We start from the raw sequence: 16,190 nt of genomic DNA, 5'->3' as shown, positions 1-16,190 counted from the left end.
AGATGACTACTCTCCAGGATTCCCGGGATAAGAACGTGTTGGGCGGTGACCTTAAATGTTGCTGTAAGTCGCCTTTGACGGGGTTTTACCGCAATGGTTATTGCCAAACGGGGCCAACGGATTTCGGCCGCCATGTGGTTTGTGCCCAGGTGACGGCGGAATTTTTGCAGTTTTCCAAGGCCCGGGGCAACGATCTTTCCACGCCCCAACCGGCCTACCAATTTCCGGGGTTAAAACCAGGGGACAAATGGTGTTTATGTGCGGCCCGCTGGCAGGAAGCAAAGGATGCGGGTATGGCTCCGTTGGTGGATTTGAATGCCACCCATGTTTCTGCCTTGGAAGTGATCAGCTTGGATGCGTTGATTCCCCATGCGTTGCCCGGACAATTTACCCCGGAAGAATAAATGGTTGAGCAAATTATTGAAGAGGTTACGGATTTGGATCCCTATCAGGGGTTGATTGTTAATGACAATGGCGATCGCCTGGATAAATGGTTGGCGGAACAGTTACCAGAGTTTTCCCGTTCCCGCTGTCAGAAATTAATTGAGTCGGGACAGGTGCAAAGGAACGGGTTAGTTTGTCAGGATAAAAAGTTAATCCTCAAAACTGGCGATCGCCTGGTGGTCAATATTCCTGAGTTGGTTCCTCTGGATGTGGTGGCCCAGGCCATTCCGTTGGATATTTTGTATGAAGATGAGCAACTAATTATTATCAACAAACCGGCGGGGCTGGTGGTGCATCCTGGCCCTGGTCATCCCGACGGCACAGTGGTTAATGCTTTGTTGGCCCATTGTCCCGATTTAGCCGGCATTGGCGGCGTGCAAAGGCCGGGCATTGTCCACCGTTTGGACAAAGATACCACTGGAGCTATGGTCGTGGCCAAAACAGAGTTGGCTCTGCAAAGTTTACAGGCCCAATTAAAAGCCAAAACCGCCCGCCGTCTTTATTGGGGAGTTGTTTACGGCGCACCGAAAGAGTTGCAGGGCACAGTCAATTTACCCATTGGTCGTCACCCCGGCGATCGCCAGAAAATGGGCATTGTCCCCTTGGAAAAAGGGGGGCGGGAAGCAGTCACCCATTGGCAACTCTTGGAGCGGATTGGTAACCACAGTTGGTTAGAATTTCAGTTAGAAACGGGCCGCACCCATCAAATTCGGGTACACAGCAAACAAATGGGTCATCCTTTGGTGGGAGATAATCTCTATACTTCCCCCGGCAGTCTCAATGTCAATCTTCCCGGCCAGGCGCTCCATGCCCACCAGCTTTCCCTCATTCATCCGGTGAGCGGGGAAACAATTACGGCGATCGCCCCCATGCCAGCCCATTTTGAAAAGTTATTGACCTATCTGCGACAGAGAATGCCTTGACGTGTTAAGGACAGTGGCATTGCATCCAGCCCGGGCCGAAAGTAACATCCCAAACTAGCCCTCGAAATCCCAGGCATTATTAGAGCTAGATCTTTTGGGTGGCAAACTAATAAGCCCCGTTGTTATTGGGAAACAGCATCACGCCCAGGGTTTTAGCGATGATGAGCAAATCCAGTGTCATGGTGCGGTAATAGACGTAATAAACATCAATTTGCACCCGCTCAGGGTAGGGAATATCGTTGCGGCCAGAAACCTGCCACAGCCCAGTCAGCCCCGGCTTAATGCTCAAAACTTGGTTAATCTGTCGTCCGTACTTGTGCAACTCATCCGGCACCAGGGGGCGGGGACCAACTAAGCTCATATCGCCCTTGAGCACGTTCCAAAACTGAGGAAACTCATCCAGACTGGTCAGGCGCAAAAACTTGCCAATCCAGGTGATGCGGGGATCATTGCGGAGTTTGAAGTTCTTCTCAAATTCTTCCCGGGTTTGGGGACAGCCCGCCATGAGCTTTTCCAATACCTCGTCGGCATTGGTAACCATGGTGCGAAATTTGATGCATTTAAATCTTTTAAACTTGCGCCCCACCCTTTCTTGGACGTAGAAAATAGGCCCCGGGGAACTGACCGCAATCATTAGGGCGATCGCCAGATAGAGGGGGGAACAGAGAACCAGTACCGACAGGGAGAAACAGATATCGAATACCCTTTTGGCCACGGTTCCGGTGAGGGAACTGGAGCGGGAACCTTGATACCTTCTCGGAGAGACCGTTGGATAAAATCCGCGTCTCATCAAAGCACGGAGGGCTTTTACAGAGATCGGTGAGCTATTAGCAGTCATCGTACTCCATCACACATCACACCATATCGTCCTAATCATAAAGCCTGAATCGACAATTGTTACGATTCTTTGCTAAATAACTGAGGACTCCCACCGCCACTAAGTCCGATGAGGAACCTGATGACAGTATTTTTCCAGCAACGCCAGATATGACGTTTGAAATATTCTAGAAGAAAAACGGTTTGCTTGCAGGAAACAGTTCTCTGGACTTATGTGATGGCTAAGGTTAGAAAAAGTTTCCACCGCTTGCACCAAACACTCCACCGTTTGTTGATCAAACCAAAGCCCGGTGGCAGTTTGGGGATTTTTTTTGTAATCCACTACGGTTTCCAATGCTCCCCCACGGCCAAAGGCAATTACTGGGGTGCCACAGGCCTGGGCTTCCACCAAAGCAATGCCAAAATCTTCACAGGCTCCGTAAACAAAGGCCTTAGCCCGGGCCATATAATCCTCCACCACTGCATTGGGTTGGGAGCCGAGGATTTGCACGTTAGGTTTGGCTAATTCCTGCAGGAGCGGTAAATCAGGACCTTCACCAATCACCACCAAGGGCAATTGCAACTTGTTAAAAGCCTGAACAATTAGTTTTACCTGCTTATAGCTGACCAAACGGCAGACTGTCAGGAAAAAATCATCTTTTTTTTCTTGGTAGGTAAAACGGTCTAAATTCACCGGAGGATAGACCACATCGGCCGATCGCCGGTAACAACGCCAAATACGCCGGGCCGTGTGCTGGGAATTGGCCAAAAAGTAATCCACTCGATTGGCGGAAATCACATCCCATTGCCGCAGTTGATGGAGCAGGTAACGGGTTAACATCCCCGGCAGTCCCCTACCCATGTTGCTTTCTTTTAAATAATCGAAGGTTAAATCCCAGGCATAGCGCATGGGGGTATGGCAATAACAGATATGAACTTGGTGGGGAGCCGTCAACACACCCTTAGCCACCGCATGGGAAGAGGAAAGGATGACATCATACTGCCCCAAGTCCAATTGCTCGATCGCCAGGGGCAAAAGGGGCAAATATTTTTGCACTCCCTGTTTCGCCTGGGGAAAATGTTGCAAAAAGGTGGTACCGATGGAACGGCCATAGAGGTAGCTGTCGGGATTAGTGGACTCGAAATCAATCAGCGCATAGAGATCCGCCGTTACATGGCGCAAAATCTCCTGCACCACCAATTCCGAGCCCCCCGTGGCCTTTGGGGTCAACCACTCATGGACCAAAGCGTACTTCATCTCTTAGGTTCTGCCCCGCAGTCGCATGGCCATTTCATTTCGTACCGGAGCCATTTCCAACGCTACTTCCTCGGTGATACGCCCCTCCTGATAAAGGTTAAACAAGGATTGGTTTGCAGTTATCATACCGTCGTACTCCCCATCTTCCATCAATTCAGCAATTTCATCGTACTTTCCTTGGCGAATGTAATCCTTCACCGTTTCTGTATTGATGAGAATGTCATGGAAGCCGGCCCGTTTCCCATCAGTAGTACGACACAAACCTTGGGCGATGATGGCAACTAACGATTCGGCGATCGCCGTCCGCATGGCCGGTTGTTCCTCCGCCGTGTAGAGGGTCAAAATCCTTTCCAGGGTTTTAATGGCGCTGTTGGTGTGGAGAGTGCCCATGACTAAGTGACCGGTTTGGGCGGCTTTGAGGGCAGTATTGACCGTGCTCCGGTCCCGCATTTCCCCGATCAGGATGATGTCCGGGTCTTCCCGTAAAGAAGCTTTGAGGGCGTTATCAAATTCCAGGGTGTGCATGCCCACTTCCCTTTGGCGAATCAATGATCGGCGACTTTGGTGCACAAATTCAATCGGATCCTCAATGGAAATAATGTGTTTGGCGTGCTCCTTGTTGATGTAGTCCACCATGGCAGCCATAGTGGTGGATTTACCGGAACCGGTGGGCCCCGTTACCAGAATTAATCCTTTGTGGGAATTGGACACCGTCCGGAGAATGTCCGGCAACCGTAACTGTTCCAGGGTCAAAATCTTTAGGGGAATTAACCTCAGCACCATGGCGGAGCCTAACAAGCTCTCCAACACATTAATCCGAATCCTGGCAAAATCGTACTGTTTTGCTCCGTCAAATTCGAGTTCCCGTTTGAACCGTTGGATTTCATCCTCAGTGAGAATTTCCCGTAGCCAACTCATAAAGGTTTGCTGGTCCGTTGGTTCATAGCGGAGGGGCACCATTTCTCCCCGATCCCGCATGCGAGGCACTTCCCCTATCCCCAAATGAACGTCGGAAAAACCTTGGTCAAAGGCATTGCGAATCAACTCCTCCAGACTTGGTTGCCCTGGCGATCGCCCTAGGTTGGCATGGCTTGGCGCTGGTGGACTGGTGGGTAAATTACTAGTGGTCGTAGGGGGACGATGTTGCGGTTGGGGCTGGCCAATGCTGGGGGGGGCGGGGATAAACTGCGTTTCTGGGGCCATACTCTCCTGGCGGATGGAAGGCGCAGGTCGCCCGGCGGGATTATTAGGGAGCGGAGGCAATGGGGGGACAGAGGGGCGGGGAGGTTGGTTCATGGGATTTTTTCACCGGATTTTGCACTTGTGGCACAGCTAACCCCCGGTAAACCTTTGATGCAGATAGAGAGAATACAGCCTGCAGCAACGAATATAACCGGTCAAATTCAATGGGGATATTACCTAATAGGTTAAAGACTTTTTTCTATTTTTCGTCAGTTGTTTAACAAAACGACGCATTCGTTTCCCAAGTTTGCCCCTGGGTCGTTAATGAGATTCAAGGGACAAATTATTAACAAATGTAAAATTAACTGAGTCTGCTATTAATCAGCTTTTCCATTTGCTTTGCTCTACCAAAAACAGAAATTTGGGGATCAGAGTTAAATGGGAAATTCACTATGGAATCAGCCCTTAAACCTAGATAAAAGCAGTTAAGACAGATATTTACAGTTCAACAGCCGGCGATCGCCTGTAAAAATAATCGCTAAATATCAACGATTGAATGTAAATAATTATAAAGAAATCTCAGTTTCTCTGGACGATTGCCTATACTGGACTCAACAGCCCCCTCAGGAGGAGCCTTGGATTTGGGCACCGCTGGTTAGGGTCTGCCTCACCCGATTGTTGTTGTTGGAGTTAATAGTTATGGAGCTTTCGTCAAGGGAAGGAGTAGGAATGAGCTATATGCTCGTCCTAATGAAGAGTTTTTCCGTGTGGACTTTCACCTTGTTAGTTTGCCTATTGGTAGTTGGTTTCCCGCTGGTCTTTGTAGTTGCCACTGTGGGGGTTTTGGCAACGGTGGTGTTACAGTCAGTTTTGCCCATGAGTGCCGTTCTACTAGTGGCTAGTAGTCTGCTGGGGGGGACTATTTTGTTGGTGCTGTCCGGGGCCGCAACCCTAACCCTCAAAGGGATTCATCCCCAAGAAGTACGTTGGCTGAGTTGGCTCCATGGGGAGACTAATTTAATTCATAAACCCATGTTTGCATCCTGCCCATTAACCTGCAGTCTCATTCAGTGATTAGTTTTTGCCGATCTTTTGTTTAATCTAATTCTCAGCTTTTCCAAAGCCAAAACGCTTTTGTTTAACTCTTGCCTGTTCTTATCAACCCCGTCTGAAGCCACCCATGCCCAAGTCGGGGTTAGTTATTTGAGGGTTTCAATTAGATAGTGATATGAAATTATAGAAAATATTGGCTAATGAACTTTTACAAAGATGTCTATACATTGTCCTCAATGTCCCCTTGATGATGCCATCAAAAACGGATTTGTCATTAAATTTTCTGACATAAAAAAATCAATGTCCAAATTCCTAGGATGGTTCAACTTTCTGTGCCCAAAACATCCTTGAGGGCTGTACGGGCAGCGAGATGATTACGGGTGGACATGAGAATTTCTGCTTCCCGTTGCAATCGTTCAGCGGTATCCTGTAATTCCAGCAAGCTCTGTTGCTCACTAGCCACACCATAGAGATTGCCTGCTACCCAATAGGATAGTTCCACCGGTAGCACGGGCAAATCATCGGGCAATTCCAAGTTTTGATCCGTCAACTTAGCTGATAGATTAACCACGTCATGCAACAGGCGATCGACTTCCTTGGCCAAACCATGGAGGTCTTGCCCTGTATACTTATCGTCAATCCATTCCACTAAACCGACCCGATACGGTTTTTCCCGCACATATTCCAGCACCCGAAACCTTTGTTGCCCTAGGGTTAAAACCTTCATGCGGTCATCCGGTAACCGTTGGTAGCGCAACACTTCCGCACAGCAACCCACGTCGGAAATTTCCCCGGTACTGGGATCGATCATCAACACCCCAAAACGGCGGTCATCTTCCAAGATGGTATTCATCATCATCCGATAGCGGTACTCAAAGATGTGCAGGGGCAAAGGTCGCCCAGGAAAGAGCACAACTTCAGGCAGTGGAAAAATAGGAAGTTCCCTAATCGCAACGGAGGATGTCATCTTAATATTTCGTAATGTTAAGCAACGTACTTCAAATCATAAAGGATTGGGAGCTATTTACCCAGTAAGCGGACGCAACCGATGCCGCCAAAGTAAAGCCCTAGAACTGCTCCCGCTAACAGAGATTGGGTCAGGGGATCAGTGGAAGGAGTAAGAACTGCCCCCAGCACCATCGCCCCCAAAATGACAAACCGCCATCCCTTAAACATCTGCTCAGAGGAGACAATGCCTAAAAAACCGAGAACGATTTGAATAATGGGAATTTGAAAAGCTAGCCCCGTGCTGAACATTAGTAGGAGCACAAACTCGAAATATTTATCTATGGACCACAGTTGTTCGACCACATCTGCCCCATAGCTGACAAAAAACTTAAGGGCGGCGGGGATGAGGGCATAGTAGGCAAAGCCTAATCCGGTGAAAAAAAGCACACTCGACCCCAGCACCACAGGGCCTAAAAGTCGCCGCTCCCGACGGGTTAAACCAGGCAGAACAAATTGGATAATTTGGTAAAGAATGAAGGGACTTACCACTAAAATACCGCTGTAGCCTGCTACTTTGACGGAGACGAAAAAGAATTCCCCTGGGGAGAGTTGCAGAAACTTGACTGTACCTGCTGGCACCTGGAGCCATTGCACTAGGGGTTTAACAAAGATGAAGCATGCCACCACCCCAATTAATACTGCCCCCAAAGACAAAAAAATGCGGGTTCTCAGTTCGTCAAGGTGATCGAACAAAGACATTTCCATGTCATTGGGTACTTCGTCCAAATAATCAGGGGAAGCTTCCGGAGGGGCAATGTTGTCTAGCTGGGTCGACATGGTTTCAGGTCATGGAAAACAAGTTGCCCCTATTCTGACATTCTCCCGGCACTGATTGCGAGGAATGGGAGTTGATTCGGAGACTCGGCTGTTGATGCTCTCCCCACTTTTGATCCGAGGTTTCTTGCCCTCTTCGGTCTTGTGTCCTACCATAATTGCTCCATTGTGTTTTCTTTACTTTTTCTTGAGAAATAGGCTCTAATGGGCTTTTGATTATGTCCCATAGGAGAACAATTTATGACGGCATTGACGGAACAGGTGGCATTGGTAACGGGAGCTTCCCGGGGCATTGGTAAAGCGACGGCTTTGGCCCTGGCCGCCACGGGGATGAAAGTGGTGGTAAATTATGCCCAATCCAGTACGGCCGCCGATGCTGTGGTGGCGGAAATTGTTGATAAGGGGGGAGAGGCGATCGCCGTGCAGGCCAATGTGGCTAACAGTGATGAAGTGGATCAACTGGTGAAAGCCACCCTGGACAAATTTGGCCGCATTGATGTGTTGATAAACAATGCGGGGATTACCAGGGATACCCTCCTGTTACGGATGAAGCTGGAAGATTGGCAGGCGGTCATTGACCTGAATTTAACGGGGGTCTTCCTCTGCACTAAAGCGGTATCCAAGTTAATGCTCAAACAAAAAAGTGGCCGCATTATCAACATCACTTCTGTGGCAGGGATGATGGGTAATCCAGGGCAGGCTAACTACAGCGCCGCTAAGGCGGGGGTAATTGGTTTTACTAAAACCGTTGCCAAGGAATTGGCCAGTCGGGGGGTAACTGTCAATGCTGTAGCCCCGGGCTTTATCGCCACAGATATGACCGAAAACCTGAATGCAGAGCCAATTCTGCAATTTATTCCCTTGGCTCGCTACGGCCAACCGGAGGAGGTGGCTGGTACCATTCGCTTTTTGGCTACGGACCCGGCGGCGGCTTATATTACTGGGCAAACCTTCAATGTAGACGGCGGGATGGTGATGTTCTAATGGTGTACTGGTGGGACGGGCAATGGTTTGAGCAGGAGATAATCCAATTACCGATTAATGAGCCGGGGTTACTGTATGGAGCCACGGTGTTTACCACTTTGCGGGTTTACCAACAGTGCCTTGACCATCCCCTCACCCACTGGGCCGACCATGGCGATCGCCTCCGGCAAAGTTTGCAATCTCTCCATTGGCCAACACCGCATTGGCAACAAGTCGAGTCAGCAGCTAGGGAGTTGGGCAGAAAAAGCCCAGTTTTACGCATTACCTGTTTTCCTTCGGGTCAGGTGTTAATTACGGGGCGGGAATTGGCTGAGGATTTGCAACAAAGACAACAATTAGGTATTAATGCTTGGCTGATGCCCCCTGGTCGTTACCAACGCTCCCTAGCAGAATTGAAAACAGGGAATTATTTGGCCCCTTGGTTGGCCCAACGTATTGCCCAGGAAAATAGCGCCCAGGAAGCGATTTTGACCGATATTAACGGCCATTGGTTGGAAACGGCCACAGGTAACCTCTGGGGCTGGCGGGATGGAGAATTTTTTACGCCCCCTTTAACAGGACAACAATTACCGGGCATTACCCTCCAGCATTTAAGGACATGGTTGGAGGAGAAGGGTTTGACCATCCACGGCGATCGTTGGTCAAAGAGTTTAGTAAAAACTTTTCAGGGTTTAGCCTACAGCAACAGCGGAGTAGAGGTTGTTCCCATCAAGCAGGTGGGGGAGGAAGGGCAACCATGGTTAAATTTTGCTTCCGCCCAGAGTCTGGAGTATGAATTATTGGCTAGTTATTGGACAATCCAACGGTGAACCTTTGGCCCAGCTAACGTAAACAAAAATTACAAAAAGTGGCCATTCACTCCGATTCTGTAAAGATCCATCTCAATTATTTCCTAGAGGCTGAATAGCCTGCCAATAATGAAGATATCAGCAATTATTTTTCGGGCAATTTTTGCCTAATTATTTTAGTTTTACCTGATTGCATTAATTCGATTCAAATTTAGCTCTGAAAACAGAGTGAGGTGATTTATGAACCGTACCGCTAAATTAACTATCCCCATGGTGGATTGGCCCCTGCTGGTTATGGGCAGTTTGGCCATGTGGCTCACCGGCAGCTTAGTGGTGGATTTACTGGTAGTCCCTAGTCTTTCGGCCGCTGGTATGATGGCCGAACCGGGCTTTATCAGTGCTGGACATTTGCTATTTTCCATTTTTAACCACTTAGAACTATTATTTGCGGGCCTAGTGGTGTCCGGTTGCTTTTTACTTCATCAACAGGGATTTTTCTCCCCTCCAGGACAACGATTTAGTCGAATTTTAGCCATTATTCTGTTGGCGATCGCCATTGCTTACACCTATATTCTGACTCCAGCCATCACCGATTTGGGCTTTGATATGGCGAGTTTTACCAGCACCGGGGAAATGCCTGCGACCATGATGCCCCTCCACTGGCTCTATTGGGGGCTAGAATTGGTTAAATTGGCGCTGGGACTAACTCTCCTACGCTGGTCTTACCAGGGAGCAGTGCGCCATTGACCAACTTTTAGTGGATCTTAATGTTTGCCCTACCTCAAGCCGGCGATCGCCGTGGCGAGATCATCAAAATTCTACTCAGCAATGGCTGGGACTACATGAACGGCCTCTTAACCCTGGGGAAAGTAGGAGAACCACAAATTCCGACACCGGAAGTTCTCACTAAAATCCTCGTCGAGTTGGGGCCGTTTTATATCAAGCTGGGGCAATTGCTCAGTACCCGCCCGGATCTTTTACCCCCCCGCTACATCAACGCCCTCACCGCCCTTCAATCCAATGTGCCTCCCCTGCCCTGGTCGGCGATCGAAGATTTGTTGCAAAGGGAATTTCCCCAACCTCTGGGGGAAACGTTTCAAGAAATTCAACCGGCTCCCATTGCCGCTGGTTCCATTGGTCAAATCCATCGAGCAGTTTTGCAAAGCGGAGAAACCGTTGCCATTAAAGTTAAGCGGCCCGGCATTGATGTGATTGTGGAGCAGGATAGTTTGCTAATCAAAGATGTGGCCGAATTATTGGCCCTGACGGAATTTGGTCAGAATTACGACATTGTTAAACTTGCCGATGAATTTACCCAAACCGTTAAAGCAGAATTAAATTTCGACACTGAAGCGGCATACACCGATATTTTGCGGAAAAATCTGGCTAAAACCACCTGGTTTGATCCCAATCAATTAGTAATTCCGAAGGTTTATTGGGAGTTAACTAACCAAAAATTTCTCGTGTTGGAATGGCTCGATGGGGTGCCAATTTTGGCCGCTGATTTGAGTCAGCCTGCCAATGGCAAAGATATTACCGAACGAAAAAAAGAGATTACCACCCTTTTATTCCGGGCCTTTTTTCAGCAACTTTACCTGGACGGTTTTTTCCACGCCGATCCCCACCCCGGCAACATTTTTTACTTAGCAGATGGCCGTTTAGCTCTGATTGATTGTGGCATGGTGGGCCGTCTTGACCCCCGCACCCGGCAATTGTTAACGGAAATGCTGTTGGCGATCGTCGATTTAGATGCCAAACGTTGTGCCCAATTAACCGTGGAACTGTCGGAATCGGTGGGCCATATTAATATGCAACGGTTGGAAGTGGATTATGAGCGGATGTTGCGGAAATATTACGACTTGAGTTTGTCGGAATTCAACTTTAGTGAAGTAGTCTATGAATTTCTCCGCATTGCTAGGGTTAATAAACTCAAAGTACCGGCCTGTTTAGGGCTGTATGCCAAATGTTTAGCTAACTTAGAAGGAGCAGGAAGGCAATTTAATCCGGAGTTAAATTTATTCACCGAGATTAATCCCCTCATTACCGATCTTTTCCGTCGACAACTGTTTGGCACTAACCCCTTACAAACAGCATTAAGAACAGTGTTAGATCTTAAAGCTGTGTCCCTCAAAACCCCCAGGCAGATGGACGTTTTGCTCGATCGCCTGACCACGGAAACCCTGCAATGGAATGTCCGCATCGAAGGGTTAGAGCCCCTACGTCGCACCATTGATAAATCCGCCAACCGTCTCTCTTTTAGCGTTGTTTTGGGTTCTTTAATTATGGGGGCGGCAATCCTTTCCACCGGCAATGATCAGCAGTTAACCCTGATTGCCAATATCCTTTTTGTCGCCGCTACGGTCATTGGCTTTTGGTTGGTAATTAGCATTCTGCGATCGGGAAGGTTGAAATGATTGCCAACTCGGTCTGCTAGTTCCCTTGGGGGACAGAGATTCCTGGTAGGGCATTTAATTGGGCCGCTGTGAGGGGATTACCACCAAACTGTTCCACGGACCAAGCCAAAGCCCCAGTCAAACCGGCGTTGTAGTCGATCGCCACTTCATTGCTAACGTAATCATCCCGGCGATCGTTATAACTAAAATCATTGGCAGAAGTAGGGCCCCCCACCAAAGCACCGAATAAAATATGCTCATTGGGTAAACCGTTGCGGAACCCGTCCCAGCCGACTCCAGAAGCGGCCCGATGGTGGGGTTGTTGGGGAGAATCATTGCCATAGCCCACCATATAACTGGCATTGCGGGGATTACTGCCCAAAATGTAGTCCACCGTATCCTGGGCTAACTGGGCATACTTACCGGTGGGATCGGTTAGACCGTCTGAATAGACCGCCGCCAACATGGCCGTATTGGCCGCATAGCGGAGAGAACCCCATTGGCTAATAAACCGCAAACCACCATCGGTAATTTGCACGCCATCGGTGCCATTGACCCACGCATCTAGCCAACGGGTAACATCCTGCTTAATGGCTTGGTTGCCGGTGTCTTGGGCTAACATCACGGCCACACCATAGGAGGCATCGTCCCAATTGTGGGTCCACCCCCGACTCAGACCGCCGATGTCACTGTTGTAAATATTTAGGGCTTTTTGGAGGTAAGCAGAGCCGTCGCCCCCCGCACTGTTGACCGCCCGGGATAACCATGCCGCCCCGTAAGCCAACTCATCTTCATAGCCACTCCAGGAATTGTAATAGTTCCGCACTTCGGGAATGGAGTCGGAATATTTACCCCGGTAGGTGTCCGCAAAACGGTAGAGGGATTGGGCATTAACTAATAATTCATCGGCATAGGCAAAATCCCCCGCCTCCCGAAAGAGAATGGAGGCCGCTGCCAGGGCCGCCGCCGATCCCGCCGCTACATCGGAGCCGGGTTTGTTGGGGGTAACCGCCATGGCGGGCCGAGCAATGGTTTGAGTTTCCGGGGCACTCCAGAGGGAATGATCCGCCGACGCATTACCCACCTGGGCGACAAAAAATACGGTTTCCCCATTGGCGTTAGTGACATGGGCTTTGAGCAAATAATCTGTCCCCCACCGTATGGTTGCGAGAAGATCATCCATTTGGCCACTGGTTTGATAACCGTTGCTGAATTCCACGCCGCCCCAGGCCAGGGTAGCCAAAGTAGAAGCGAGGGGCAAGCCAAATTTGCCGTGGTCCCCCGCATCGTGGTAGCCGCCGGTTAAATCCAGGCTTAGACCTGTTTGCAAATTACCGCTGTTTTGCCCACCAAAATAGATGCCATCTCGGCCGTCCCTCAAACCGGAATCCCCCCGCCAGTCAATCCGTTTAGTGGCTTCATCCAAATTCCCAGAACGGTTTGCTTCGTAAAACAGGAAGGATTTTTGTAACGCTTCGCCGTAATTGTGGTCCCCATTGGTGATCGCCGGCGGATCAACGGGATCGGGGTCAGGGTTAATCGGGTCAGTGGGGGGATTAGGATTAGTGGGAGTGCCCCCGGTATTACCACCAGCACCGGGTTGGCCGACAATACCACCACCAAGGAAAAGCAGATCAGCAGTTAATGCTCCCTCATTGGCGATCGCCGTTCCTTGGGTACCATTAAAGCCAACTTTGACAAAATCCCCGGGGGCAATGGCCGCCGCCCATTCACTGCCAGTGACCACATAACGGGTAATGCCTCCACTTAAGTCTGTACCCTGAACAGTCGCTCCCCAGGGACTACCGGAAATTTTATGGACCGTATCGAAGGTAAAACTCCAACTATTGAGGCGTGTATTGGAAATATTGGTGACAGTTAATTCCGCCGTAAAACCATTCCACCAACGATTGCCCCCTACAGTGACGGTAAAAGGACTAGTCGGAGAAACGGGATCAGTGGGGGGTGGAGTAACTGGATCCGGATCGGTAACAGGAGGATCGGTAGTACCTCCCCCCATACCTCCACCGTGGTCATGGTGACCGTGATCATCGCCACTGCCATGACCCCCGGCCCCGCCGCTAAATTCCCCACCACCAATGAGGGTTAAGCCGTTACCCGGCCGACTCTGATGCCCATCGGTAATTTGCCCCGCTGGCCCCTGGGGAGTAGCTAAACCATTACGACTGACGATGGTAACTTGAGCGACAGTGACCCCAAAAGCGTCTTCCAATCGGTCTTCCACCACCTGGTCATGGTGAAATTCCAAGTTAGCCGGGATTAATTGGCTGCGGGTCACCCCCACCAACAATAAACTTTGCCCCGTGGGTTGGGTGGAAATCAATAAACCTTCCGCCGTATCGCTGACGGTCAGTCTTTCCCTAGTACCGTAGTAGAGAAAGCTTAACTTCATGGTGGCGGGGTTAAAATTTTCAATCCTTTCCTGCACCCCATACTCATGGGAACGGACATAAACCGTATTACTATTTCTGGGCCCCAATCCTAATTCCCAACTCAGTACCCCGCCAACATCCTGGCGCAGATGCTCGTTTTGCACAATGCCAAAATTGGCCGCCGTCAGATCATCAAAGCTAACTCCCCGGATAATCTGAAACTCAGGAGTCCAGGCCCAGGGATTAATTATGGCCACTTCCCCTGTGCTCGTTTTACCGACGATCAGGTTATGGACCGACACATCGCCAAAATCTAATCTATCCAGCGCAGGATTAAAACCGATAATATCGGCGGCCGCAGGATTAATGGCAAATACCCTACCGATGCCAGGATTAGGTTCCACCACTGGATCCGTGGGCGTTATAGGATCTGGATCGACAACTGGATCAGGATCGGGATGGTGATGTTCTCCCCCAGTGCCCCCGGTATTGCCCCCAGCGTTAGTGAATAGTAGGGCAGAGGTTAAAGAGCCACTGTTACCGATCGCCGTTCCTTGGGAGCCGTTAAAGCCGATGGTGACAGAACCGCCGGGGGGAATGCTTGAAGCCCAACCGGCCCCGGTGAGGGTGTAGCGGGTAATGCCATTGCCTAAATCCACGCTGGTAAAGGTAGCCCCCCAGGGATTACCGGAAATTTTATGGGCCGTGTCGAAGGTATAGGTCCAATTGCTGAGGGCACTACTGGAGGTATTGGTAATGGTCAGGTCGGCGGTGAAACCGTTCCACCAGAGGGAACCACCGACTGTAACACTAAGGGGGGATAGGATACTGTTCATGGCGAGGGGCGTTTAAAGGGAACTTTTACAACTTAAGCAACAATTTTCGGAAATCTAAACCCTTCAAGTGGAGGGTTTTTTACATCCAGTGCAGTGCCCCATTGCTTAGTTTTTTAATGCAAACTTTTGCCCGCCCGGGGAGGAGTGATGCGCCAGCGCACTAGGAATTGATCAATCCGTTGTAGAATTCGTCGATCCTCTTGGGGCAATAAATCATTGGGGGAGGAGGATTTTTGCAAAAAACTAAAGGCCTGAAGTATTTGTTCGCCATTGGTAATCACTGGGGCAGAAAAGTGACAAGGGATTAATTTTTCTATCGGCCAACTTGTGATTTTTTCCCCCCATTGCCAAACTGTTTCTGGTTCTCGATTGAGAATTAACTCTTGCAAAATGGGTGCTACCTGAACTTTTCCATCTCCCCACAGGGTTTGAAATGTGTTCTGCCAATCCCCGCGCCAACGGAATGGATACAAACCAAAATAATTTTCCCGACGGCGATCGCTGACTTGCTGTGCTTCTTGCCACACCTGTCCCCATTGGGGCACTTCCAGGGTACTAGCTTGGAAATAGAGGGAAAATAAACAAATTCGTTGCCAACCCTTGGCCCGATTAACCAAAGTATTTTCCACTTTATCTGTGGCATTATCCCTAGCATGGAACAGCAGGGGAGTAGGGTCTAACTCCAACACCGAGGGCGGATTTTCCGATAACACCAGCAGAGTATCTGTCACCAACAAACTATGGCTAGGCCAATGGAAAAAGGCCACTTCACCAAATTTTCCCAGCCGTAAATCCAATGGCCCGAGGTAAGCGTAATCAAATTCCCCAGCAAAGGGAGTTTCGGCACTGTCAGCAGGTAAAACTTTAGTACGATCGCCGGGAAAGCCTAGCCAACTCAGGGGTAAATTAAGGGGAAAACTCCATTGCCCTGGGGCCACATACACCGTTGCCTCTGGAAAGCGGCGGGCTAGGGGAGCCACATTAGCCTTATGTTCTAGCCCGGAAATGGTGGGCAAAATAATATACTTAACCGGGCCATACTTCGCCGTTAATTGCCCCAGCAGTTTTACACATTCCTCCGTCGGGGCAATGGGAGAGTAAATTAATAATCCCCCTGTATTTAAGCGCACCACTGTCATGCGGATGGGCACCACTACGTAGAAAATTCCCTGTACCTGTTCCAGTACCCAAATGGTGTCCGGCACCACTTCCCGTAGTAAAGTCCGCCTTTGGCGGTAGGGATAAATGGGCACCAGATACCAGTAAGGCCACGTCTGGCTAGGCTGGGAAGCTTGGGAGAAGGAATGCCGCATCGCCACCGGAAATAATCAGGAAATT

Annotated in this window: 13 protein-coding genes and 1 pseudogene; 7 read left to right on the top strand and 7 right to left on the bottom strand. The window is 49.7% G+C overall.

Translation table 11 applies throughout. The features are described from left to right. Positions 1–2: 2 nt before the first annotated feature. Together D082_RS01360 and D082_RS01355 are read left to right on the top strand one after the other, a co-directional pair. Positions 3–404, top strand: a complete 402-nt coding sequence (locus D082_RS01360) for a DUF2237 family protein (RefSeq protein ID WP_028946726.1) — start codon at positions 3–5, stop codon at positions 402–404. Beyond that, the gene (locus tag D082_RS01355; RefSeq protein ID WP_028946727.1) at positions 405–1,367 is read left to right on the top strand and encodes an RluA family pseudouridine synthase; all 963 of its coding nucleotides are present in this window, start codon (positions 405–407) and stop codon (positions 1,365–1,367) included. A gap of 106 nt (positions 1,368–1,473) precedes the next feature. Here D082_RS01355 and D082_RS01350 read toward each other — a convergent pair whose 3' ends face one another. The 3 genes from D082_RS01350 to D082_RS01340 form a co-directional block, all read right to left on the bottom strand. Beyond that, positions 1,474–2,205 carry a sugar transferase gene (locus tag D082_RS01350; RefSeq protein ID WP_028946728.1) on the bottom strand — a complete coding sequence of 244 codons (732 nt, stop codon included), beginning with the start codon at positions 2,203–2,205 and terminating at the stop codon, positions 1,474–1,476. 99 nt (positions 2,206–2,304) lie between these two features. After that, entirely contained in the window at positions 2,305–3,441 is a 1,137-nt protein-coding gene (locus tag D082_RS01345; protein ID WP_028946729.1) for a glycosyltransferase, read from the bottom strand. Positions 3,442–3,444: 3 nt separating this feature from the next. Continuing rightward, on the bottom strand, positions 3,445–4,737 hold the full coding sequence (locus D082_RS01340) for a type IV pilus twitching motility protein PilT (RefSeq protein WP_028946730.1): 1,293 nt from the start codon (positions 4,735–4,737) through the stop codon (positions 3,445–3,447). Between the two features lie 585 nt (positions 4,738–5,322). On the opposite strand from D082_RS01340, the gene D082_RS01335 reads away from it, so the two are divergent. Continuing rightward, on the top strand, positions 5,323–5,697 hold the full coding sequence (locus D082_RS01335; protein WP_028946731.1) for a hypothetical protein: 375 nt from the start codon (positions 5,323–5,325) through the stop codon (positions 5,695–5,697). A 301-nt stretch (positions 5,698–5,998) separates the two neighbouring features. Here the strand turns inward: D082_RS01335 and D082_RS01330 are convergent, their stop codons facing one another. Then, positions 5,999–6,643: an LON peptidase substrate-binding domain-containing protein gene (locus tag D082_RS01330; protein WP_038529851.1), complete on the bottom strand. Its 645-nt coding sequence runs from the start codon at positions 6,641–6,643 to the stop codon at positions 5,999–6,001. Between the two features lie 53 nt (positions 6,644–6,696). After that, positions 6,697–7,461, bottom strand: coding sequence for a twin-arginine translocase subunit TatC (gene tatC, locus D082_RS01325; RefSeq protein WP_028946733.1), 765 nt, complete (start codon positions 7,459–7,461; stop codon positions 6,697–6,699). A 237-nt stretch (positions 7,462–7,698) separates the two neighbouring features. Here tatC and fabG point away from each other — a divergent pair, with 237 nt between their 5' ends. From fabG to D082_RS01305, 4 genes and pseudogenes are all read left to right on the top strand, one after another. Further along, complete coding sequence (fabG, locus tag D082_RS01320; RefSeq protein WP_028946734.1) at positions 7,699–8,442, top strand: 3-oxoacyl-[acyl-carrier-protein] reductase; 744 nt, start codon at positions 7,699–7,701, stop codon at positions 8,440–8,442. Continuing rightward, positions 8,442–9,251 carry an aminotransferase class IV gene (locus D082_RS01315; RefSeq protein ID WP_028946735.1) on the top strand — a complete coding sequence of 270 codons (810 nt, stop codon included), beginning with the start codon at positions 8,442–8,444 and terminating at the stop codon, positions 9,249–9,251. The genes fabG and D082_RS01315 overlap by 1 nt, the downstream gene beginning before the upstream one ends. Before the next feature lie 219 nt (positions 9,252–9,470). Next, positions 9,471–9,977 (top strand): hypothetical protein, encoded by a 507-nt coding sequence (locus tag D082_RS01310; RefSeq protein ID WP_028946736.1) that lies wholly within the window; start codon positions 9,471–9,473, stop codon positions 9,975–9,977. Between the two features lie 20 nt (positions 9,978–9,997). Beyond that, positions 9,998–11,221 (top strand): annotated as a pseudogene (locus D082_RS01305) (ABC1 kinase family protein); the annotation flags it as partial. Between the two features lie 439 nt (positions 11,222–11,660). Here the strand turns inward: D082_RS01305 and D082_RS01300 are convergent. Next, positions 11,661–14,852 (bottom strand): glycoside hydrolase family 9 protein, encoded by a 3,192-nt coding sequence (locus D082_RS01300; protein WP_028946738.1) that lies wholly within the window; start codon positions 14,850–14,852, stop codon positions 11,661–11,663. Positions 14,853–14,965: 113 nt separating this feature from the next. Then, on the bottom strand, positions 14,966–16,171 hold the full coding sequence (locus D082_RS01295; RefSeq protein WP_028946739.1) for a DUF4336 domain-containing protein: 1,206 nt from the start codon (positions 16,169–16,171) through the stop codon (positions 14,966–14,968). Between the last annotated feature and the right edge of the window lie 19 nt (positions 16,172–16,190).

This window comes from Synechocystis sp. PCC 6714, assembly GCF_000478825.2.
Taxonomy (GTDB): Bacteria; Cyanobacteriota; Cyanobacteriia; order Cyanobacteriales; family Microcystaceae; genus Synechocystis.
This window is presented reverse-complemented; position numbering and strand designations above follow the sequence as displayed.